20 protein-coding genes and 2 pseudogenes are annotated in these 22,007 nt (G+C 71.6%); 11 read left to right on the forward strand and 11 right to left on the reverse strand.

The window, feature by feature from the left end:
* Positions 1 to 44 precede the first annotated feature (44 nt).
* A complete protein-coding gene (locus OG622_RS23535) occupies positions 45 to 377 on the forward strand; it encodes a TcmI family type II polyketide cyclase (RefSeq protein ID WP_371578609.1) in 333 nt (110 codons plus the stop codon).
* Positions 378 to 435: 58 nt separating this feature from the next.
* Here the strand turns inward: OG622_RS23535 and OG622_RS23540 are convergent, their stop codons facing one another.
* The 5 genes and pseudogenes from OG622_RS23540 to OG622_RS23560 form a co-directional block, all read right to left on the reverse strand.
* The gene (locus OG622_RS23540; protein ID WP_371584185.1) at positions 436 to 1,431 is read right to left on the reverse strand and encodes a methyltransferase; all 996 of its coding nucleotides are present in this window, start codon (positions 1,429 to 1,431) and stop codon (positions 436 to 438) included.
* Positions 1,432 to 1,584: 153 nt separating this feature from the next.
* The gene (locus OG622_RS23545) at positions 1,585 to 2,646 is read right to left on the reverse strand and encodes a nitrous oxide reductase family maturation protein NosD (RefSeq protein ID WP_371578610.1); all 1,062 of its coding nucleotides are present in this window, start codon (positions 2,644 to 2,646) and stop codon (positions 1,585 to 1,587) included.
* A 131-nt stretch (positions 2,647 to 2,777) separates the two neighbouring features.
* A complete protein-coding gene (locus OG622_RS23550) occupies positions 2,778 to 3,044 on the reverse strand; it encodes a DUF4235 domain-containing protein (RefSeq protein ID WP_371578611.1) in 267 nt (88 codons plus the stop codon).
* A gap of 48 nt (positions 3,045 to 3,092) precedes the next feature.
* On the reverse strand, positions 3,093 to 4,145 hold the full coding sequence (locus OG622_RS23555; RefSeq protein ID WP_371584186.1) for a YihY/virulence factor BrkB family protein: 1,053 nt from the start codon (positions 4,143 to 4,145) through the stop codon (positions 3,093 to 3,095).
* A 54-nt stretch (positions 4,146 to 4,199) separates the two neighbouring features.
* A pseudogene (locus OG622_RS23560) lies at positions 4,200 to 5,154 on the reverse strand (serine hydrolase domain-containing protein).
* Positions 5,155 to 5,552: 398 nt separating this feature from the next.
* On the opposite strand from OG622_RS23560, the gene OG622_RS23565 reads away from it, so the two are divergent.
* The gene (locus tag OG622_RS23565; RefSeq protein ID WP_371584187.1) at positions 5,553 to 6,098 is read left to right on the forward strand and encodes a DUF2637 domain-containing protein; all 546 of its coding nucleotides are present in this window, start codon (positions 5,553 to 5,555) and stop codon (positions 6,096 to 6,098) included.
* Between the two features lie 47 nt (positions 6,099 to 6,145).
* Here the strand turns inward: OG622_RS23565 and OG622_RS23570 are convergent, their stop codons facing one another.
* Positions 6,146 to 8,737, reverse strand: coding sequence for a SpoIIE family protein phosphatase (locus tag OG622_RS23570; RefSeq protein ID WP_371578612.1), 2,592 nt, complete (start codon positions 8,735 to 8,737; stop codon positions 6,146 to 6,148).
* A gap of 195 nt (positions 8,738 to 8,932) precedes the next feature.
* Here OG622_RS23570 and OG622_RS23575 point away from each other — a divergent pair.
* Together OG622_RS23575 and OG622_RS23580 are read left to right on the forward strand one after the other, a co-directional pair.
* Positions 8,933 to 9,181, forward strand: a pseudogene (locus OG622_RS23575) (TetR family transcriptional regulator); the annotation flags it as partial.
* A gap of 193 nt (positions 9,182 to 9,374) precedes the next feature.
* Complete coding sequence (locus OG622_RS23580) at positions 9,375 to 10,832, forward strand: APC family permease (protein WP_371578613.1); 1,458 nt, start codon at positions 9,375 to 9,377, stop codon at positions 10,830 to 10,832.
* 54 nt (positions 10,833 to 10,886) lie between these two features.
* Here OG622_RS23580 and OG622_RS23585 read toward each other — a convergent pair whose 3' ends face one another.
* The gene (locus OG622_RS23585; protein WP_371578614.1) at positions 10,887 to 11,834 is read right to left on the reverse strand and encodes a hypothetical protein; all 948 of its coding nucleotides are present in this window, start codon (positions 11,832 to 11,834) and stop codon (positions 10,887 to 10,889) included.
* Between the two features lie 164 nt (positions 11,835 to 11,998).
* Here OG622_RS23585 and OG622_RS23590 point away from each other — a divergent pair, with 164 nt between their 5' ends.
* The 3 genes from OG622_RS23590 to OG622_RS23600 all read left to right on the forward strand — a co-directional run bounded on the left by OG622_RS23590 (position 11,999) and on the right by OG622_RS23600 (position 15,143).
* Positions 11,999 to 12,832, forward strand: coding sequence for a hypothetical protein (locus OG622_RS23590; protein WP_371578615.1), 834 nt, complete (start codon positions 11,999 to 12,001; stop codon positions 12,830 to 12,832).
* A gap of 352 nt (positions 12,833 to 13,184) precedes the next feature.
* Positions 13,185 to 13,388, forward strand: a complete 204-nt coding sequence (locus OG622_RS23595; RefSeq protein WP_005483357.1) for a cold-shock protein — start codon at positions 13,185 to 13,187, stop codon at positions 13,386 to 13,388.
* A gap of 93 nt (positions 13,389 to 13,481) precedes the next feature.
* Positions 13,482 to 15,143, forward strand: a complete 1,662-nt coding sequence (locus tag OG622_RS23600) for a DEAD/DEAH box helicase (RefSeq protein WP_371578616.1) — start codon at positions 13,482 to 13,484, stop codon at positions 15,141 to 15,143.
* A gap of 24 nt (positions 15,144 to 15,167) precedes the next feature.
* Here OG622_RS23600 and OG622_RS23605 read toward each other — a convergent pair whose 3' ends face one another.
* The 4 genes from OG622_RS23605 to OG622_RS23620 form a co-directional block, all read right to left on the reverse strand.
* Positions 15,168 to 16,424, reverse strand: coding sequence for an ABC transporter permease (locus OG622_RS23605; protein ID WP_371584188.1), 1,257 nt, complete (start codon positions 16,422 to 16,424; stop codon positions 15,168 to 15,170).
* 20 nt (positions 16,425 to 16,444) lie between these two features.
* Positions 16,445 to 17,128 carry an ABC transporter ATP-binding protein gene (locus OG622_RS23610; RefSeq protein ID WP_371584189.1) on the reverse strand — a complete coding sequence of 228 codons (684 nt, stop codon included), beginning with the start codon at positions 17,126 to 17,128 and terminating at the stop codon, positions 16,445 to 16,447.
* A 122-nt stretch (positions 17,129 to 17,250) separates the two neighbouring features.
* Positions 17,251 to 18,762, reverse strand: a complete 1,512-nt coding sequence (locus tag OG622_RS23615; protein WP_371578617.1) for a peptidoglycan-binding protein — start codon at positions 18,760 to 18,762, stop codon at positions 17,251 to 17,253.
* 40 nt (positions 18,763 to 18,802) lie between these two features.
* On the reverse strand, positions 18,803 to 19,327 hold the full coding sequence (locus OG622_RS23620; RefSeq protein WP_371578618.1) for a hypothetical protein: 525 nt from the start codon (positions 19,325 to 19,327) through the stop codon (positions 18,803 to 18,805).
* A gap of 157 nt (positions 19,328 to 19,484) precedes the next feature.
* Between OG622_RS23620 and OG622_RS23625 the strand changes: the two genes are divergently transcribed.
* The 4 genes from OG622_RS23625 to OG622_RS23640 all read left to right on the forward strand — a co-directional run bounded on the left by OG622_RS23625 (position 19,485) and on the right by OG622_RS23640 (position 21,922).
* Positions 19,485 to 19,913 carry a hypothetical protein gene (locus tag OG622_RS23625; RefSeq protein WP_371578619.1) on the forward strand — a complete coding sequence of 143 codons (429 nt, stop codon included), beginning with the start codon at positions 19,485 to 19,487 and terminating at the stop codon, positions 19,911 to 19,913.
* 10 nt (positions 19,914 to 19,923) lie between these two features.
* The gene (locus OG622_RS23630; RefSeq protein WP_371578620.1) at positions 19,924 to 20,880 is read left to right on the forward strand and encodes a hypothetical protein; all 957 of its coding nucleotides are present in this window, start codon (positions 19,924 to 19,926) and stop codon (positions 20,878 to 20,880) included.
* Between the two features lie 69 nt (positions 20,881 to 20,949).
* Positions 20,950 to 21,321, forward strand: coding sequence for a helix-turn-helix transcriptional regulator (locus OG622_RS23635; protein ID WP_371578621.1), 372 nt, complete (start codon positions 20,950 to 20,952; stop codon positions 21,319 to 21,321).
* A 16-nt stretch (positions 21,322 to 21,337) separates the two neighbouring features.
* Positions 21,338 to 21,922: a tellurite resistance TerB family protein gene (locus tag OG622_RS23640; protein WP_371578622.1), complete on the forward strand. Its 585-nt coding sequence runs from the start codon at positions 21,338 to 21,340 to the stop codon at positions 21,920 to 21,922.
* The last annotated feature ends 85 nt before the right edge of the window (positions 21,923 to 22,007 follow it).

Below are 22,007 nucleotides of genomic sequence, written 5' to 3' on the forward strand. Positions count from 1 at the left end.
GACCGACCGAGCGGCACAGAGAAGCGGACGGAGAACGACACCCCATGCACCAATCCCTGATCGTCGCCCGCATGGCCCCGGAGTCGGCCCTGGACATCGCCAAGGTGTTCGAGGAGTCGGACCGGGGCGAGCTGCCCCAGCTCGTGGGGGTGGCCCGGCGCAGCCTCTTCCAGTTCGACGACGTGTACATCCACCTCATCGAGTCCGAGCGGGACCCCGGACCCGCCATCGCGAAGATGGCCGGGCACCCCGAGTTCCGGGACATCAGCGAACGGCTGTCGGCGTACGTCACCGCGTACGACCCGGCGACCTGGCGTTCGCCGAAGGACGCGATGGCGAACTGCTTCTACCGCTGGGAGCGGGACGGCCGCTCCTGAACCCACCGTCGTCGGGCCGCCGGGCACGTGCGGAGCGCGTGCCCGGCGGCCCGTGCGATCACCCGGGCACGTGGCAGTCGAACGCGTGCAGGTAGGCGTTGACCGGGCGTACGTCGTCGATGACCAGCCCCGCGTCCGTCAGCCTGCGGGTCATGCTCTCGGTGGTGTGCTTGGCCCCTCCGACGTTGAGGAGCAGCAGCAGGTCCATGGCGGTGCTGAACCGCATCGAGGGCGTGTCGTCGACGAGGTTCTCGATGACCACGACCCGTGTCCCGGGGCCGCCGGCCCCGATGACGTTGCGCAGCAGCCGGGCCGTGCTGTCGTCGTCCCACTCCAGGATGTTCTTGATGACGTACGCGTCGGCTCGGACCGGGACGGCCTCGCGGCAGTCGCCGGGGACGACGCGCACGCGGTCCGCGAGCGCGCCGCCCGGCAGCAGTCGCGGGTCGGCGTTCTCGACCACGCGCGGCAGGTCGAGCAGGGTGCCTCGCAGCGACGGGTGCTTCTCCATGAGGCTCGCCACCACATGCCCCTGACCGCCGCCGATGTCGGCGACGGACGAACTCCCCGACAGGTCGAGGAACTCGGCGACGTCCCGCGCGGACTGCACACTCGACGTCGTCATGGCGCGGTTGAAGACGTCGGCCGACTCCGGGGCGTCCTCGTTGAGGTAGACGAAGAACTCCTTGCCGTACAGGTCCTCGACCACGTTGTGACCGGACCGCACGGCCTCGTCCAGCTTCGGCCAGGCGTCCCAGGTCCACGGCTCGGTGCACCACAGGGCGATGGCGCGCAGGCTGTGCGGGTCGTCCTCGCGCAGCAGCCGGGACATGTCGGTGTGCGCGAACGTCCCGTCCGGCCGTTCGGTGAAGACGCCGTAGCAGGACAGGGCCCGCAACAGCCGTCGCAGCGGCTTCGGTTCGGCCTTCACCGCCGCCGCGAGGTCCTCCGCGGCCAGCGGGGTGTCGTCGAGGGCGTCGGCGACACCCAGCCGGGCTGCCGCGCGGAGGGCGGCGGCACAGGCCGCGCCGAACACGAGCTCCCTGAACCGCATGGGGGGTGGCGGGGGTGGCGGGGACGCCTGGGTGCCCTGCGCCGCGTGCGCGGCCTGACCCTTCGGGGTCGCGGCGGCGGATGCCGCCTGTCGGGTCTGAGCGGTCGTCATGTGACGCCTTTCTTCTTCGAGTTCATGAGCGACCAGGGCCGGTCAGCACAGTCCCGCGGGCTTGGACGCCCGGCAGGTGTTGCCCGTGAAGGTGTTGCCCTTGCCCGCGGTGTCCGTGTTGACGATGTCCGCCGGGGCGTTGCCCTCCAGCACGTTGTCGGTGATCCGGTTCCGCTCGCTGGTGGTGCCCACGAAGCTCTTCCACACGACGATGCCGCCCGACAGCGGGGAGGCGCCGACGTTCTCCCTGATCTGGTTCCGGGTCACCAGGGTGTCCTCGGCGCCGGTCAGCACGATGCCGGTGCCCTGCAGCGCGTCCAGCCGCGCGGTCTTCGGGCAGGACTTGTTGTTCCGGTCGATGAGGTTGTCGCGCACGGTCAGCGCGCCCGCCCTCGGCATGTTCTCGTCGCCCACGACGAAGGCGCCCACGCAGTTGCCGGTGAGGTGGTTGTCCGCGACGGTGAGGTTCCGCAGGCGCCGGACGGTGAGGCCGATCCTGTTGCCCTCCAGGTGGTTGTGGGCGACGACGGTGCCGCCGCTGTCCGTGGCGCCCTGCTCGGCCTTGACGGTGTTCGCGAGGAACAGGCCGGCGTCACCGTTGGCGCGGGCGGTGTTCTTCCGGAACGCTCCGCGCACCGAACGCTCCTGGGCGATGCCCCACACGCCGTTCTTCTCGGCTGTCACGTGCCGCACGGTCAGCCTGTCGGTGTCCGCGGCGAACACCCCGGACCCGGTGAAGCCGGTCACGGTCAGTTCGGCGACGGTGACGCCCTCGACCTTGCGGTCCTTGGTCCCGAGCACACAGATGCCGTTGCCGTCGGCACAGCCGTCGGCGGCCTTCGTCGCGGCCGGTGCGATGACCGTGCGGGGGCCCATGCCGCGCAGGGTGAGCCGGGGTGTGCTGACCCTGACGCTCTCGCGGTACGTGCCGGAGGCCACGAGCACGTGGTCCCCCGCCGCCGCGGCGTCCACCGCCTTCTGGATCGACTCGCCCGGAAAGACCACATGGGTCCGATGGTCGGCGACAGCCGGCGGGGCGGCCCCGAGCCCCACCCCGATGAGCGCCGCGATACACGCCATGTAGGCAATATGCGATTTCTTCATATTCCGCAAGATATGACTAGATATGTCGCGAACGGCCCGATAGCCCATCCGACGGCGTGTCCCGCCACCCACCACCCACCACCCACCACCCGCCGACCTCCGCCGAGGCGGGGCAGGGCGTTCGCGGCGGGTCAGCCGGGCCAGGTGCCGGCCAGGCGGCGGGTCGCGACGGCGCCGCCGCGGTCGACGACGGCCTTGACGCCGGCGAATATCGCGCCCTGCAGGACGGCCGCCGACACGACCTCGCGCCAGGTGCGGTCCTCGTCGGTGGCGTCGGGGGCGTCCTTGTCATGCCCGAGCTTCTTCCACACCTGCTTGAACACCCCGCCGGCCAGCGCGCCGCTGACGGCACCCAGCGCCAGCCCGACCGGCTTGTAGGCGATCTTCGAGGCCTTCATCAGCGTCTCCTCGCTGCCGAAGTCTGCCCCCGCCCCCTCCCCGCCGCCTCAGGATCCGAGACGGCGGCGGTCCTCCTCGTCCCACTTCCGGGTGTCGCGCGGTTGCACGTACGGCTCCTCGTGCGGGGGATGACCGCCCTCGACGGCCCGCCGACGGGCGAGCTCCGCGTCGAACTCCAGGCCGAGGAGGATCGCGAGATTCGTGATCCACAGCCAGATCAGGAAGATGATCACGCCGGCGAGGGCACCGTACGTCTTGTTGTACGAGCCGAAGTTCGCCACGTAGAACGCGAACCCGGCCGAGGCGATCACCCAGATCAGCAGGGCGAGGAAACTACCCGGCGTGATCCAGCGGAAGCCGCGGACCTTCGCGTTCGGGGTGGCCCAGTAGAGGACCGCGATCATGATCGTGACCAGGAGCACCAGCACCGGCCACTTCGCGATCGACCACACGGTGAGCGCCGTGTCGCCGACCCCGAGCGCGGTGCCCACCTGCCGCGCGAGGCCGCCGGTGAACACCACGATCAGCGCGCTGATCACGGCCATGACCATCAGCGCCACCGTCACGCCCACCCGGACCGGCAGCACCTTCCACACCGGGCGCCCCTCGGGGACGTCGTACACCGCGTTCGCGCTCCTGATGAACGCCGCGACATAGCCGGAGGCCGACCACACCGCGAGCGCCAGAGCCACGATCGCCATGACCGAGCCGAGCCCCGCGTTGCCCTGCATCTGCTGGACGGCGTTGGTCAACACGTCCCGGGCGGCGCCGGGGGCGAGTTTCTGGATGTTGTCCAGCACCTCCTGCGTCGCCGACTTTCCGACGATCCCCAGCAGGGACACGAGCGCCAGCAGCGCCGGGAACAGGGCCAGGATCCCGTAGTAGGTCAGCGCCGCCGCCCGGTCGGTCAGCTCGTCCTTCTTGAACTCCTTCAGGGTGCCTTTCAGCACCGATCGCCAGGCGCCCCCGGACAGGTCCGTGGGACTGTCCGGTGCCCTCCGCTCCACCTGCTCGTCCGGCCCTGCGTCCGGCCCCGCGCTGGGCCCCGCGTCCGGCCCGGCTTCCGGCCGCTTGTCATGTCGCTTCAACGTCCGCATCATGCCGAGCGGGTATCCGACCGGCATCGACCCATGCACCCATTCGCGACATATCGGTCAGCACGGGGGTGCCGGGCGGTCGTAGACGTTGTTGGGGTGACGATCTCCGTGATCGCGCGGGCGAGGAGCGAGGACGGCTCCTGGCCGTCGTGGGTGACGTCGGTGTTGAGCAGCAGCACCAGTAGCCGGTGCCGGGGAAGCCGGTCGGCAGCATCCTGAGCCGCTCGCGCCGGGTCTGCGGGCTGAGCAGCGTCCCGGTGGCGACGATCCTGGCCCAGCGGCGCAGGCCGTGCAGGTCCGAGACGATCGCCCCGGCCCCCAGGCCGAGCAGGACGAGGTTGGTGTTGGAGTACTGGAACTCCTCACCCGGCGCAAATGCGTTCGGGTGCCGGAAGGCATACGCGAGCAGTTCCCGCGGGGCGAACGAACGGCTCGGGTCGCTCGACAGGGCCCGCACGAAGTCCGGGTCGGCGCTGTAGGGGAACAGGCCGCTGCGCATCTCCGCGAGATGGCGCAGCGTGATCCGGTCACCGTTCGGCACACCGCGGACGTGGCGGGAGATCGGGTCGTCCAGCCGGATCCGGCGGTCGTCGACGAGTTCGAGCAGCGCGGTGACCGTGAAGGTCTTGGTCTCGCTGCCGATCCGCATGAACTGGTCGGTGGTCATCCGCCTGCGGGTGGCGGTGTCGGCGACCCCGGTCGCGCGGACGTAGCAACCCTTGCCCGGCATCCACAGCCCGACGGCGACGCCGGGGATGCCGGCCTCCCGGCGGACGTCCGCGACGGCCCTGTCCAGCCGGGCGGTCAGCGGACGGCCGAGCCCGCCAGGCGCGCACTCCCCCTTGTCGTGCGGGTCGGCCTTGTCATAGCGGTCGACGGCTGCGGTGTGGACGGGCGCGGTGTCGACGGCCGCGGTGTCGACGGCCGCGGCGGGTGTCACCGCCATCGGGACCAGTACGGACGCCACCAGCAGTGCGGCCGCGAACAGACGGCGGTAGGCGGCACGTCGCATGTCGGGGCGCCTCTTCCGAGCAGGGAGCAGGGGGCCAACGTCACCATTCGGGCCCCGGACCGAGGGCCCCGCCCGGGAGGCGTCGAGGCGAGCCCACTCGTTCGGCGCCTAGCCGACCCTCACCATTTCACCGGCCATCCACCGCGCTGCGAAACTCGCGAAAACCTCCACCGATCGCTATTCTCCCCAATGCCCAAAATCAAGTGTCGACTCCTCTCGAGCCGGTCGGAAAAGCGGATCCCGAATGGACAGGATTCAGAATGAGAACCGATTATGATTCGGTAGATCAACACTTTGGCGAGGCTCACCCGCTCGAGACGCAGCCCATCTGGCTCCCCGGCCCGAGGGCCTCGTCCGGCGTGTGGGACCCCAACGACGAGCTGATCCACATGCCGTACATGACGCACAGCGCGGACCCCGCCCCTCCCCTGCTGGACGCCCGGGACCGCCCGCGCCGCCCGGTCGACCGCCGACGGCCACGTCCGGGCGCCCACATCTTTTCCAAAAACCCTAGGATCGTCCCTGTCGTTTTCTTAATTACGACAATCGCCGTGTGCGCACTGACGATGCTTTATTGGTCCGTCTCTTATTCATACGGTCAGCTTCGCGGCATCGCACTGCTGGTCGTGGCGGAGCATTTGGCGCGCTGGTGGCCGCTGACCGTGTACGGGCCGTGGCTCCTGGCGGGGCTGTCCATCCTGCGGGCGTCCGTGCAGCAGCGCACCGCCCGGCGGTCCTGGGCGGTCATGCTGCTCTGCTCCGGCACGGCGGTGGCCCTGTGCATCGGCCAGTCCCCGGGTTCTCTGCTGGCCATGGCGATCGTCGGGATTCCGCCGATCACCGCCCTCGTCTGTTTCCGTGAACTCGTCGGCCAGTTCTCGTCCGGGCAGGGCCCCCGGCATGCCGCCGACACCCTCAGCGGGCCGAAGCAGGACAGGCCGTAGGCAGCCCGAGGGCCACCGGGTGGTCGGCCGAAGGGTCGTCCGAGGGATCATCCGAGGGGTCGTCCGAGGGTCTGTTCCGTCCAGATCGTCTTGCCCGTGGGGGTGGGGCGGGTGCCCCAGCGCTCGGTCAGCTGGGCGACCAGGAGCAGACCCCGGCCCCCTTCGTCGTAGGTGCGGGCGCGGCGCATGTGGGGTGCCGTGCTGCTGGCGTCCGAGACCTCGCAGATGAGGCTCGTGTCATGGATCAGCCGCAGCTGGACGGGCGGATCGGCGTGCCGGATGGCGTTGGTGACCAGTTCGCTGACGACCAGCTCGGTGACGAAGCCCGCGTCGCTGAGACCCCAGCTCTCCAGTCGGCTGAGGGCGTTCTTGCGGGCCTCGGCGACGGCGGAGGGGGCGGGGGTCACGTCCCAGGTGGCGACCCGGTCGGGGTCGAGTGCGCGGGGGCGCGCGATGAGCAGTGCCACGTCGTCGGTGGGCCGTGCGGGCAGTACGGCGCCCAGGACCCGGTCGCACAGCGCGTCCAGGGAGGTGGCGGGAGCGGCGAGGGCCTGACGCAGCCGGGTGACGCCGTCGTCGATGTCGGGGGTGACACCCTTGCCGAGGTCGCCGCCGGTACTGGTGCCCCTGCCGCTGTCGGCCCCGTCGTCCGTCCCGTCGTCCGTCCGGTGGTGCCGGGATTCGATCAGGCCGTCGGTGTAGAGGGCGAGCAGGGCGCCCTCCGGCAGTTCGGTCTCCAGTGACTCGAAGGGCAGTCCGCCCAGGCCCAGCGGTGGGCCCGCCGGAAGGTCGAGCAGTTCGGCGCTGCCGTCCGCGCTCACCACGACCGGCAGCGGATGCCCCGCCCGGGCGAGCGTGCACCGGCGCGAGACGGGGTCGTACACGGCGTACAGGCACGTCGCCCCGACGAACCCCGCGGTCGCGTCCCCCGCGGGCAGGCCCCCCGCACCCGTCCCTCCCGCACCGATCCCTTCCCCGGCGTCCGGCTCCGCGCCGGCCTCCGCCTCGGTGGCCAGGCGGGCCACGAGATCGTCGAGGTGGGTGAGCAGTTCGTCCGGCGGCAGGTCGATGTCGGCGAGAGTGCGTACGGCGGTCCGCAGCCGGCCCATGGTCGCGGAGGCGTGGATGCCGTGGCCGACGACGTCGCCGACGACCAGCGCCACCCTGGCCCCGGACAGCGGGATCACATCGAACCAGTCGCCGCCCACCCCGGCGCCGGCGCCGGCCGGGAGGTAGCGGGAGGCGACCTCGACCGCGGCCTGCTCGGGCAGGCTCTGCGGCAGCAGGCTGCGCTGCAGGGTGACGGCCGTACCGCGTTCGCGCGTGTAGCGCAGGGCGTTGTCGATGCTGACCGCCGCCCGGGCCGACAGCTCCTCGGCGAGGACGAGGTCGTCCTGCTGGAAGGGATCGGGATGCCGGTGACGGGCGAAGACGGCGACGCCCAGGGTCGTTCCGCGTGCCGACAGGGGAACCGTCATCGCCGAGTGGAACCCGAAATCGCGGATACGGGAGGTCCGCAGCGGGTCCTGGGACACCCAGTCGGCGATCGCGGGCTCGGTCACCTGGTACAGCACGGCGCGTCCCGAGCGCAGACTCTCCACCGGCGGCGAGCCGTCCGGGTACTCGTCCACCTCGCCCGGCGCGACGACCGCCTCCGGGCTCCCCGGCAGCACGGACTGGTGGGCGATGCGCCGCAGCGGGAGGGCACGGCCGGCCGGCGGGGCCTGCGGGGACGGTCCGTGCAGGTCGTCGAGGGACGCCAGGAGGTCCACGCTGATGAAGTCGGCGAGGTCCGGGACCGCGATGTCCGCCAGTTCCTGCGCCGTCCGCGTCACGTCGAGGCTGCTGCCGATACGCCGGCCGGCCTCGGCGATCAGCTGGAGGCGTTTGCGGGCCCAGTACTGCTCCGTCATGTCGTGCCCGGTGGTGGCCACACCGAGGACGCGGCCGTTCTCGTCCTCCAGCCGGTAGAGGTGGACCGACCAGGCGTGCTCGCGGATCTCGCCGGGGGCCCGCGCGTGGTTCTCGATGTACTGCGGCTCGCCCGAGTCCAGGGTCCGCCGCATCAGCCGCTCGATCTCCTCCATGGCCGGGTCGTCGACCGCCTCCGACATCCGCAGCCCGCGCAGGTCGTCGTCGCCCAGCCCCACGGCGCCCAGGGAGGCCCGGTTGGACCGACGCCAGCGCAGGTCGGTGTCGTGCACCGAGGTCGCGCAGCTCGGGGAGTCGAGGAATCCGTGCAGCGCGAGCGCGTCGTCGCCGGGCCGGGGCCGCGTCCCCGTCAGGGCCGAGACCAGGACCCAGTCGCGGGTCCCGCAGTACGACGTGCGGTGATGCGCCAGGACCTTGACCTCCAGACGGCGGCCGTCCCGGTGCCGGAGGACGAGCGTGCCGTGCCACCTCGGCAGACCGGAGAAGGACGGGAGGCTGCTCGCGGGGGGTTCCTCGGCGAGCAGTGAGGCAGCGGGCCGGGTCAGGATCTGTGTCGGCGTGTACCCGAGCAGGCGTTCGGCGCCGGCGCTCCAGCCGGTCACGATGCCGTGTTCGTCGACGGTGGCCCGCGCGGTGATCGCCGCACCGACCGCGTCCGCGTCCGGGCCCGGACCCGTTCCCGGTCCGTCGACGACATGCCGCTCCATAACCACTCATCTCACTCTCGCCCGAGCCCTCGACCCACCAAGAATCTCATCGCTACCTTGAATATGTCCGGTTACATCCCTCTTCACTCTATTTCGCGACCGCCATGCGGGCATCACCGCCACCAACTCGCCCGACCCGCCCCCTCCCCTACGCGCCGACCCGGCAGATCCCCGGCGCCCTGACGGCGGTCAGCGGCGGCGCAGTGCCAGTCCGACAGCACCGGTTTCGAGGCCCTGCACTCCTCCTTCCTGGACCGGCTCCTGCCCGTCTGCACCGACCTGCTGGACGCCGCCGCCGAGTCCGGCGAGATCCGCGCCGACCTGACGGCCTACGAGCTGATGCGCGGCGTCGGGAACCTGTGCATCGGCGCCGAGCACGACCCTCGCTACGACGCCCGCCGACCGGCCGGCCTTCTCATCGCGGGCCTGCGCCGACCGCACTGACGGCCGACCCTGCGGCCCGGCGGCCCGGCGGTGGCCTCGCGCGTCGGCCGGGCGCACACGGAACGTCGTAAGCACCCAAACAATGTGTGGCCCTACACGTGTCACTCCCTTGCCAGGCAAGCGCGTTGGGGCAAACATGAGGCAGCTCGTTTGAGCCGAAACCACATCTACCCTTCCGCCCGACAGGTGAGGCATGTCTACAAGTGCGTCCAGATTGCGGCACGCGGCCGGCGACGGTTACGCGTCCACCGGCTCCCTCAAACAGAACGCGCTCGGCGTCCTGGGCATCCTCTTCTTCGTGCTCTCCGCGCAGGCACCGCTCACCGGCATAGCCGGAGCGGCGCCGGTGGCCATAGCCATCGGCAACGGCCCGGGCGTCCCCGCGATGTACGTCGTGGCCGGAGTGGTCGTCCTGCTCTTCTCCGTCGGCTACGTCGCGATGGGCCGCCATGTGGTCGACGCGGGCGCCTTCTACTCGTACGTCGGCAAGGGCCTCGGCGGTACGGCCGCCGCGGGCAGCGCGGGCGTGGCGCTGCTCGCCTACCACGCCATCCAGGCGGCGGTGTACGGCCTGTTCGGCGCCGTGATGAACGGGCTGGCGCTGCAGTACCTGGAGACGGACGTGCCCTGGTGGCTGTTCGCGCTCGGCACGATGGTGATCGTGCAGGGGCTCGGCGCGACCGGCGTCGACGTGGGCGCCAAGGTGCTCGCGGTGTTCGTGCTGGCCGAGATCAGCCTGCTGCTGGTCTTCGGCGTGGTGATGCTCCTCAAGGGCGGCGGCCCCGAAGGACTGGCCATGGGCTCCTCCTTCTCCCTGTCGGCGGCGCTGGACGGCGCGCCCGGTGTGGCGCTGATGTTCGCGGTGGCGTCGATGTTCGGCTTCGAGGCGACCGCGATCTACGGCGAGGAGGCGCGCGAGCCGCACAGGACGGTCCCCCGGGCCACCTATCTCGCGGTCGTCCTCGTCACCGTGTTCTTCGCCTTCACGTCCTGGATGCTGATCTCGGCGCACGGCCCGTCCTCCAGCGTGGCCGCCGCCGGCAAGGCTCTGGAGGCCGGGGACGGGGCGGGCTTCGTCGCCGCGCCGGTCTCCGCGGAGCTGGGCGCGTGGGCGGGGGACGCGCTGCCGATCCTGCTGGCCACCTCGCTCTTCGCCAGCATCCTGGCCTTCCACAACTCCGCCAACCGCTATCTGTTCTCCCTGGGCCGGGAGGGCCTGCTGCCGCGCGCGCTGAGCACGCTCAACGGCCGCCAGTCGCCGTGGCTCGCGGGTCTCGTGCAGACCGGGGTCGCCGCGCTGCTGGTCTTCCCCTTCGCGCTGGCCGGCAAGGATCCCGTCCTCACCCTCTTCTCCTGGCTCAGCGGTCTCGCCGTACTGGCGATCATGCTGTTGTACTTGTTGACCTCCGTGTCGGTCATCGTGTACTTCCGCCACGAGCGGTCCGGCGACACCCGCCTCTGGAACACCCTGATCGCCCCGGCCCTGGGCGCCGGCGGCATCGCCGGTGCCATCTGGCTGATCATCTCCAACTTCACCACCCTCATCGGCGGGGACACCACCACGGCCGTCTGGCTCGGGCTGGTCGTGCCGGGCGCGCTGCTGGCGGGCATGGTGATGCCCCTGCTGGCCCGTCCGCCCCGCAGGCGGTAGGGAGCACCGCACACAGTTACGGCCGGGAACACCCCCGCACGGGTGTCCCGGCCGTCAGTTCGTCGCGCGCTGCTGCCAGCCGCCGAAGGACCGCAGGGGGTCGCCGCTCTCCAGGGCCCACGGGTACGCCGTGACCAGACCGCCGATCGCGCGGAACACTTCGCCCGCCTCCCCGGCCCGCTTCGCCTGCACCAGCGAGTACGCCAGCAGGTTGAGGTCGGCGACGGCCGCCGCGTGGGTCAGATACCCGGAGCGGGGCCAGTCCTCCAGCGCGCGGCCCAGGGCCGCCACCGCGTTCGGGCGGCTCCACAGGTGGACGGCGGTGAGGGCTTCGAGGCCGCCCTGGTCGAGGGTGCCCTGGTAGAGGTCGATGAGGGCCGCCATCTCCAGGCCCGCCGTCGGGGCCGTGGGCGCCGCACCCGCGCGTACCCGGTCGAGGAAGTCGACGGTCTGCGCGTGCGAGCCGCACTCCCACGGCGACAGATAGCCCAGCATCTGGAAGTGGGCCTCGCGGTGCCAGGGATCGCGTCGGACGATCTCGTCCCAGAGCGGGAAGACCTCCGCGCCCGGCCGGCGCCACAACCGCAGCAGACCGAGACGCACCACCCAGGGGGTGGGGTCCTCCGGCCGCAGCCGCGCGGCCTGTTCGCAGGCGTCGAGCGCTTCCCGGGTCTCCCCCGGGACCGGCTGTTCCTCGTACCGCGCCCGCAGCAGGACGCCCCAGGCGAACAGCAGTTGCGCGTCCGCGTCCTGCGGCTGTTCCTCGGCCCAGGAGCGCTGCAGGGCCGGTGACGCAGACTCCGCGAGCACGCTCAACCGGTGGGCCCGGCGGTCCCAGTCCCGGCCGGAGTCGCGCAGCACCTGCTCGATCATGGCCACCGCGAGACTGCGACCACCCGAACTCCCCCTCTCCACAAGGCGCTTGCGCACCTTCCCGAGGTCGGTGTCGTCGAGTTCGGGAGCGAGTCTGGTCGTACTTCGCCGGCGACCGAGGAGAGCCATGCCCGGAGAGTAACGAATTTTGGTCGCACAGTGATGCTTCGAGATGACGTACGTCGATCCGATATCCGGACCGGAGAGCGTGGACCAGCACTTTAGGCCCAACTCCCCCACATTGAGGGGCACTTCACCTTATGCACACGATCTCCGCTCCCTATGATCGGAAAATGACGGAACCGACACAGTCCGGCCCGTACGCGGGTCAGCCCGCCCCTCCGCCCCAGCCGACGGCGCCCGCGCCCGGCTGGTCGGCTCCGCCCCCGCAGCAAGGGGGCCCCTATCCCTACGCGACCACGCCGCCCGCCGGTCACGGCAGAGCGCCCGCCCCGCCGGGAGACCCGGCGGCGGCCTCCGACCGCGTGTCCGGCACGCTGCTGCTCCTCGGAGCCCTCCTCGCCGTCGGCGGCTCGTTCACCACGCTGGACAAGTCGGTGCAATACCTCAGCGAGGGAGACAAGAAGCAGTCGGTCTACGAGAACGTCGCGAAAGCGTGGTCCTACTCCAGTTGGGAAGTGGGCGGGAAGGCGACCGAGGTCACGCAGTTCTCCGGCGTCCCGCTGCTCCTCGGCGGACTGCTGGCCGTCGTCGCGGCCGTACTCCTCCTGACCGGCCGCCGGCTCCCGCTGGGGCCCGCGCTCGGCGTCGCGAGCGCGGTGCTGCTTCTCGGCACGACGCTCACGGTGCTGACGGACGCGGTCAACGACACCCAGTGGGACGGGGACGGCCGGACCACGACCTTCGGCCCCGGCTTCTATCTGCTGACCGTCGCCTCTCTGCTGGCACTCGGCGCGACCGTGACCACCGTCCTCGCCACCCGCCGCCCCACCGGCGCCTTCCCCGGGCCCGCCCGGCCCGCGTTCCCGGCCGCACAGCCGCCGGGGCCCGCACAGCCCTGGCAGGCCGCCCCCGGCGCCCAGCCGTACCCGCCCGCCCAGCCGTACCCGTCCGCCCAGCCTCCGGCACCGCACCAGCCACCCCCGCCCGCACCGCCGGCCGGCTGAGTCCCGGCGACGCGCCCCGCCGTCCGCGCTCCAGGGCCGACGCATGCGCCCTCCCCTCCCGGGTAGGCGTTCGGACGCGCGGGCCGCGGCGGCGGAAATCCGGAGCTCAGGAGACTTTCGCCCGGGAGTGTCCTGCGTCTCACACCGGACCTCCCGGGGCTGTGCTATCTTGACCTGAAGTGGCAGTTTTGGTTACCAGAGGCTTCTGAGTGCTCTTCGACCTTCCGTCGACGAGCACTCTTTGTTGTTTCCGGGACTTTCCGGGTCAGATCTTCCCGTCGGGTCGAACCGTTGCTGCGACACCGGGTCCGCAAAGTGCGGGCCCCGGGCTTGGCATCAAGGGAGTTTCAGCATGGCATCCGGCACCGTGAAGTGGTTCAACTCGGAAAAGGGCTTCGGCTTCATCGAGCAGGAGGGTGGCGGCCCGGACGTCTTCGCCCACTACTCGAACATCGCCACCTCCGGCTTCCGTGAGCTGCAGGAAGGCCAGAAGGTGACGTTCGACGTCACTCAGGGCCAGAAGGGCCCCCAGGCCGAGAACATCGTTCCCGCCTGACTCTGACGCGTACGCATGAGCCGGGGCCCGCGCCCGAAAGGCGCGGGCCCCGGCTCGTGTGTGACCGGCGTCGCCGCATCGAGGAAGGTCCCCATGAACCGCACGGCTCGTACGAACAGCAGCAGCTCCTCCCGCCCCCGTACGGAGCAGGGCTCTGCCACCCGCACGGACAAGGGTTCCACCGGTGCGGGAGCGCCGCGTGGCAACCGGAGCCGCTCGCAGGGGACGGGAGCAGGGACGGGGACGGGGACGGGCAACCCGGGCGCTCCTTCTCGTGCGGCAAGGAACGGCGCGGCCAAGAACGGCTCGCCGAAAAACGGTTCGGCCAAGAACGGTTCGGCAAGGAACGGCGCGGCCAAGAACGGCTCTGCCCAGAACGGCCGGAGCCGGCGCGGCGGTCGCCCCGCCGCGGCCACCGGTGGAGAGTTCGCGCTGCCGGTGACGGTCACACCCGCACTGCCTGCGGTCGAGGCGTTCGACGAACTGGAACTTCCCGCACAGCTGTTGGAGACCCTCCGCGCCGAAGGGGTGATCTCCCCCTTCCCCATCCAGGCCGCGACGCTGCCGAACTCGCTCGCCGGCCGGGATGTTCTGGGCCGGGGACGCACCGGCTCGGGCAAGACGCTCGCCTTCGGTCTCGCGATGCTGGCCCGTACGTCGGGACAGCGGGCCGAGCCCCGGCAGCCGCTGGCCCTCGTCCTCGTACCCACCCGGGAACTGGCCCAGCAGGTCACCGACGCCCTCACCCCCTACGCCCGCGCGCTGCGTCTGCGGCTCGCCACAGTGGTCGGCGGCATGTCCATCGGCCGTCAGGCGAGCGCCCTGCGCGGCGGCGCCGAAGTGGTCGTCGCGACGCCCGGACGCCTCAAGGACCTCATAGACCGCGACGACTGCCGGCTCGACCGGGTCGCGATCACCGTGCTGGACGAGGCCGACCAGATGGCCGACATGGGCTTCATGCCGCAGGTGACCGCGCTCCTCGACCAGGTGCGTCCCGACGGCCAGCGACTGCTGTTCTCGGCCACCCTCGACCGCAACGTCGACCGGCTGGTCCGCGACTACCTGCACGACCCCGTCGTCCACTCGGTCGACCCGTCCGCGGGCACCATCACGACGATGGACCACCACGTACTGCACGTCGAGGACGACGACAAGCACGCCACCACGACCGAGATCGCCGCCCGTGAGGGACGGGTGATCATGTTCCTGGACAGCAAGCACGCGACGGACCGGCTGGTCAAGAAGCTGCTGGCGGTCGGCGTGCGCGCCGCCGCCCTGCACGGCGGCAAGTCGCAGTCCCAGCGCAACCGGGCCCTGAGCCAGTTCAAGGACGGTGACGTGACGGCCCTGGTGGCCACGAACGTCGCGGCGCGCGGCATCCACGTCGACGACCTCGACCTCGTCGTCAACGTCGACCCGCCCGGCGACCACAAGGACTATCTGCACCGGGGCGGCCGTACGGCCCGCGCCGGTGAGTCCGGCACGGTCGTCACGCTCGTCCTGCCGCACCAGCGCCGCGAGGTGACCCAGCTGATGGCCGTCGCCGGTATCACCCCGACGACCACGCGGGTCCGCTCCGGCGGCGCCGACCTGAACCGCATCACCGGTGCCCAGGCCCCCTCGGGCGTCCCGGTCGTCCTCGCGCCCCCGGTCACCGAACAGCCGGCCACCCGTTCGGCCGCGTCACAGCGCGGCCGCCGCAGCCGCCCGTCCCAGAGCCGCCGCCGCGCCCCCTCGAAGGGGAACGGCCGCTGACAGCAGGTGCGTAGGCCTCGGCGCTCAGCGTCGTAGCGCCTCCGCCGGCTGAACGCGGGATGCGCGCCAGGCGGGATAGAGGCCGGCGATGAGGCCGGTGGCCAGGCCGATGGCCGGGGCCGCCGCGACCGTGGCGGGGTGGATCACCGGTGTCCAGTCGCGGACGACGGCGACCGCCACCACGGTCAGCACGCCCAGGGAGGTGCCGACCAGGCCGCCCAGCGTGCCCAGCACGCCCGACTCCGCCAGGAACTGCACCGTGATGTGGCGCCCGCGCGCCCCCAACGCCCGGCGCAGACCGATCTCTCCGGTGCGTTCCAGGACGGCGACCAGCGTGGTGTTGGCGATGCCCACGGCACCGATGACCAGGCAGATCGCGGCGAGCAGCAGGAAGAGCCGGCTGAGGTCGTCGCCGACCTGGCCGCGCAGGGATCTGGGGTCGGGCGGCGCCAGCACCTTGAAGTACTCGGGGTGGTCGGGGCGCAGCGCCGTCGCGGCCTCGTGGGCGATCTGCGTGGCGGCGCCGAGCCGGGTCGAGACAAGCATCTTCGCGCCGCCGTCCTCCGCCGGGCCCCAGATCCGTTCCGCCGTGGTACGCGGTACGACGACCGAGAGCAGCAGGTCGGCCTTGCGTTCGGTGCCGTCGACGATGCCGGTGACGGTGAACGGCCGACCGCCGATGAAGATCGCCGGCCGGGTCTCCAGCGTGGTGATGCCGAGCCGTTCGGCGACGCCCGCGCCGATGACGGCCACGGGCGCCGCCGCGTCGGAGGCGTAGGCGTCGAAGACCCTGCCCTCGGCCAGCCGGGTACCGGCCGCGTCGAACACACCGGGCGAGGCGGCGACGACGTCGACCGTGCCGGTCGTGCCCTGGGTGCCGGCGTCGCCGACGGGCGAGGACCGCACGGGGGTGTCCGGGCCGAGGCGCACCGGCCAGTACACGCCCGCGTGTTCGACGCCGTGCAGGCGGCCGATGCGGGCGTCGGCGTCCGCCGGGAAGGCGGGGCCAGCGAACTCGTTCTCCTCGTGGGCGACGTCCTCGACGGTCACCTCGGTCGCGCTCAGCGCGTTGAACCGGGTGTCGATCTGTGACGACGCCGTGGCGGTCAGGCCGAGGATCGCCACGAAGGTGGCCACGCCGAGCACTGTGCCGAGTGCGGTCAGCACGGAGCGGGCGGGGCGTTGCAGGATGCCCGCGAGGGACTCGGACAGGAGGTCCCGCCATCCGAACACGGAGAGCGGGACGGGGCGTCGGATCCGGGGGCGTGCGGCGCGGATCAGCCGCACGGTCTTCGCCGTCCTCACGCGCCCGCCCCGGCCGCGGGTGCCGTCGCGCTGAGGACGCCGTCCCGGATCGCCACCGTGCGCTCGGCGCGGGCGGCGACCAGCGGGTCGTGGGTGATCACCAGGACGGTCATGCCGTCGGCGTGGAGTTCCTCCAGGAGGGCCAGTACGGAGTCGGCGTTCGCGGTGTCGAGGTTGCCGGTCGGTTCGTCGCACAGCAGGAGGGAGGGGCGGGCCACCAACGCACGGGCGATGGCGACGCGTTGGCGTTCACCTCCGGAGAGGCGGGTGGGCAGGGCGTCGATCCGGTGGCCGAGGCCGACCCGTTCCAGCGCGTGGCGGGCCCTGGTGGTGCGGTCCCGGCGGGGGGTGCCGTTGTAGACCATGGCGAGTGTGACGTTCTCCAACGCGCTGCGCTGGGGCAGCAGATGGAACGACTGGAAGACGAACCCGATGCGCCGCCCGCGCAGCGCGGTGCGGTCCGCGTCCGCCAGGGCGCCCGTGTCGATCCCGTCCAGCAGATACGTCCCGCTGGTCGCCCCGTCCAGCAGCCCGGCGATATTCAGAAACGTCGACTTCCCCGACCCGGACGGCCCCACCACCGCCACGAACTCCCCTTGCCCGACGGTCAGTTCACACGCCCTGAGCGCGACGACAGGAGGCGGCCCGGGGTAGGTCAGGCCTACGCCACGGAACTCTATGACGGGGGTGGCGCACGAGGGGGTGGCGGCCGGGGTGGGCGAGGTGACGGGGGCCGGCCCGAACGACGGTTCGGTGGCCGGTCCGGGTGGTGGCGTGGTGAGGAGTGGGGTGGGCGGCGGTCTCACGGGGTTCCTCCAGTGGACGTGGTCTCGCCGGTGGACGTGCGGGGTACGCCGGTGACCACCTTGTCGCCCTCGGCCAGGGAGCCGGTGCCGACGGCCGGGGTGATGGCCACGTAGCCGTCGCCCGAGGTGCTGGTGCGGACCTCGACGCGGCGTCTGCCGCCGTCGGGTTCGAGGACGGTCACGGTGGTGCGGCCGTCCGCGCCGGCGCTGATCGCGGTGATGGGGACGACCAGCGCTTTTCCGTCGGTCGACGCGGCGACGACGGTGACCCGTACGTCCTGTCCGGTGAGGTCGGCGTCCAGTGGCTTGTCCGGGGTGATCTCCGCGAGCCACCCGGCGGGCTCCTGGGCCTGCGCGTCCTGGTCGCCGCCCTGCGCTTCCGGCGCCACGGGCGAGTCGGAGACGGACGTGACCTCGCCGCGGGCGGACGTACCGCTCACCTCGGAGTAGATCTCGGCCCGCCGGCCGGCGCGGATGAGGTCCTTCTGGTACTCGGGCAGGTACGCCCGCACGACGAGCCGCCCCGCGGACAGCGTCATCGCGGTGCCGGTCGCCTCACCCCCGACGCGGGCCGAGAGCGTGTCCACGCGGGCCGGGAAGCTCCGCACGAACACCACCTCGGCGGCGGGCAGCATCGGCCCGGCCTCGGCCTCGGCGGCGGTGAGTTCCGTACGGGCGTCGGACAGGTCCTCCTCGGCCCGGCGCACGGCCTTGCGCAGGCCCGCGGTGTCGGTGGTCCCTGCCGCCTCGCTCGTTCCACCGCCGGTCGTCGCCGGTGCGGCGGTGGCCTCCCTCAGCGCGTCCTCGGCGTCCTCCAGAGCGCGTCGGGCGGAGGTGACCTGGTCGCGGGCGTCCCCGACCGGGTCGCCGTCGCCGTCGTCGGCGGACACGGGTTCGTAGCCCACGGCCGCGTAGAAGGCGGCGAGCGCGGACTTCGTACCGGCGCCGAAGGTGCCCTCGGTGTCGGGAGCGGTGCCGTGACCCAGGGCGGCCAGCGCGCGCTGGAGCTGCCGTACGTCGTCGCCCTCGGCGCCGGGGCGCAGGTCGCGGTAGACGGGGAGGCTGCCCCTCAGCGCGAACACGGGCCGCCCGGAGACCTCCATCAGCACCTGCCCGGCCCGTACGGTGTCGCCGGCACGTACCGGGATCTTGGTGATCACCGGCCGCGCCGTGCCCTCCCCCGCGGTCACCTGGGGGATCACCTCGACGGTCTGGCCCGCCACCACCTGGCCGCGGGTGATCACCGACGACGTGAGCACCCGGTGCTCCACGGGCGCGGTCAGCACATCCGGCGCGGGCGCCCCCGCCTCCGCCGCGACCTGCCCCGGCGACTTCACCAGCAGCGCCGCCCCGAGCCCCCCGAGCGTCGCCAGCACGGCCCCGGCAGCCACCGCGGCGGCCCACCGCCGCCGCCGGGCCACGCCCCCGGCCCGCGTCGCCACCACGGCACCCGCGGCTTCCTCCTCGGCTACCGTCGCGTCCGCCTCGACGCCTGTCACCTGCGTCATCGCTATCGCTGTCCTTCGTCGTCACTCCGGCGTGCGGGTTTCAGCCGCCGGCAATGTCGTCGCCCACGTCGCCGGAGGAGCACTTCTCGGCGGTCGTGACGAACTCGGTTGTCCGGTAGGGCCCCGCGCGGTCGTCGGCCGGCTCGGCCTCGCCCGTGGTCGGATCGGGGTCGGGATACTCGGGGAAGCCGTTCTCGCGCACACAGGCGCTGAACCTCTTCGCCTTCGCCAGGAGCGCGGCGGGAGCCGGTGAGGGCGGTGCCTCGTCAGGCAGGAGGGCGACGCACTCGCCCTGGGCGCCGACCAGGGCGGCGTCGGCGTTGTGGTCCTTGTCCACGCGGAGCAGCCCGTCGTCTCGGTTCTCCAGGACGACGCCGTTCTCGGCGAGACAGTCGTAGTAGGCCCGCTCCTGTTCGCTCGGGGCGGGGGACTTCTCCTCCGTCAGGCCGGCACCGGCACCGGGACCGGCACCGGATACGGAACAGCCGGTTCCGGCGAGGGAGACGAGAAGGGACGTGAGAAGTGCCGCCGCCGCGAACCTGGGCACGGCCGGGCGAGCGTGCATGACGAACCCCCGTTGATCATGGAATAGCTGAGCGTAGGGGCGTTCGGAGCTGATCGTCTACCTGTCCTTGAGGACAGTAGACGATCACTTTGAGCCTTGATTCACTCATCCCTGGTCTCTCGGGACCTTGACGGTTCAACCGTACGAAGGGGGAAAGTTGAAGGGCAACAGAGTGGTGAAACGCGCCTCGGCACTCGCGCTGACGGCGATCGCGATCGGCGGATTCACGCTGGCCACAGCGGGACCGGCCTCGGCCGACCACGAAGACGGCATCCAGGAAGCCACGGAATTCGGCCTCTACTACAACTCCGGCCGGGGCGGCTGCGTCCTCGACCTCGGCGCCTATGACGTCACCTTCTCCGACAACAAGTACTTGGACCGCCCGACCTACCGCAACTGCCCCGGCGAGGGGCAGACGGTGAACGACAACTCGGCGTCGTACTGGAACCGCGCGAGCTACAACTGGTACGTCTGGACCGACTCCTACCAGGAGGGCACGCGCGGCACGCTGCCCGCCGGGTACATCGGCGACGCGACCTCGACGTTCAAGAACGAGATCTCGTCGGCCTCGTACGTGATCTTCTGACCGATATCGCGTGAACCGATATCGCGCGGCGGCCGTCGGTGCCGTCCTCGCCCTGGCGGGCTGCTCCGCCGGTGGACAGGACGGCTCCGGCGGTGGCGCCGAACCACAGGTGACCACCACGCCCGCGATGCTCAGAACCGCGGGTGTGAGTTTTCCGCTGGACGCCTACGAGGCCACCCCCGAGCAGCAGAACACGCTCGGCCGGGCCCAGGGTGTCCTGACCGGCCGGTGCATGTCCCGCCTGGGATTCACGTACCGGCCTCCCGAACAGCGCATCCCCTCCACCGGCGCGTCGAACGCCCGCGTCTTCGGCCTGGTGGACCCGGACACGGCCGCCCGCTACGGCTATCTGAACCCCGGAATGGCGAACGCCGCCGAGGGGCAAGGCACTTCGCGGGCGCCCGACGGCGGGCAGCGGCTGACGCAGGCCGAGCGGCTCGCCCTCAACGGTGAGGACGGCCTCGACCCGAAGGACGTTCCCGCGACCCTGGAGGAGGCCGAGAAGTCCGGCGGCAGCGATGTGCGGCTCAACGGGCGGCGGGTGCCCGTCGGCGGCTGCGTCCGGGAGTCCTTCCTCCAGCTGTACGCCCGCAAGGCGAACGAGGTCGACTTCCTCTTCGTGTTCAACCTCAAGGCCGAGGCCGACTCGAAGACGCGCGAGGACTCCCGGGTCCGCGCGGTCGACAAGAGCTGGTCGACGTGTATGGCGAAGGCCGGCTACCAGGTCACCGACCCCCTCAAGGCGGCGGTCCAACTAGGATTCGCCGAAGCGAAGTTGTCCGGACCCGACGCGGTCACGGCCGCCAAGGCCGACGTCCGCTGCAAGGAGCGGGTCAACTTCGTGGGCGTGCGCTACGCGGTGGCCGGCGCCTACCAGCAGCGGCTCATCGAGGAGAACGCGGAGACCCTGGCGCTGGCCAAGGAGCAGTTGGAGAGCCGACTGCGGCTGGCGGCCACACTGACCTGAGCGACACCGAGCGGACGGGAAGCGACCCGAGCCGCGCTGAGCAAATCCGAATCCATCGGAACCCATCTGATGACGAACACATGCGGGCTGTGCCGACTGCCCGAGCCCCTGCGCGGCACCCTGGGTACGGCCCTCTCCCGTCTGCACAGCCTCACCGGCAGGGAGCGCCAGATCCTCGGACAGCTCGTCGGCTCCCCGCAGTACGGCGAACTCGCGCGGGCGCTGGGGATATCCGAACGCACGGTCAAGTTCCATGTCACCAACCTGCGGACCAAACTGGGCGGGCTGACCAGGCTGCAGCTGTGCCTGGTCGCCGTTCTCGACCTGACGCACGTACGGGGGTGCACTCGATGCGGAACTCTGGAGGGGCCGACAGCCGTTGACCGGGAGACGTGCGGAGCGCACGCGGACGACCGGAACGACCGGCACGACACGGGCTGAAGCCGAGGTGGCACGCATGGCGATGTGGGATCGGATCAAGGACCAGGCCAAGGGTCTGCAGCAGGCACAGGGGGCGCGGGGCGGCACCGGACACGGGCGGCCCGGCGCGGGGCCCATGGGCTCCACCGGGTCCTCCGGCTCCGGTCGGTCCTCCGGCGGCTCGAAGGCCCAGCTGGTGAGCGCGCTCAAGTCCCAGCTCACCTCGCTCAAGACGGAGTTGAAGAGCGGGGCCTACCGGGACGCCAGCATGGCCATGTGCGCCCTGGTCGCCGCCGCCGACGGGAACGTGGACCAGCACGAGCGGCAGCACGTGGAGTCGCTGATCCTGAACAACGACGTCCTGCAGAACTTCCCGGCCGACCAGCTGCGGCAGCGCTTCAACAAGCACGTCGACCAGCTGTCGTTCAACTTCCAGCAGGGCAAGGCCGAGGCCCTGCAGGAGATCGCCAAGGCCGCGAAGAAGCCGACGGAGGCGCGGGCGGTCGTACAGACCGGTTTCGTGGTGGCGGGCGCGGACGGGTACATCGCCCAGTCCGAGGAGCAGGTCCTGCGCGAGGCCTGCGCGACCCTCGGCCTGTCCCCGCAGGAGTTCGGCCTCTGAGACCGGGCGCCTCTGCACGACACACGCGTACGTCGTCGCCGTACCCCACGGACGCCGGCCGTCCCCACAGCCGGCGTCCGTGAGT

This window comes from Streptomyces sp. NBC_01314 (assembly GCF_041435215.1).
Classification (GTDB): Bacteria; Actinomycetota; Actinomycetes; order Streptomycetales; family Streptomycetaceae; genus Streptomyces.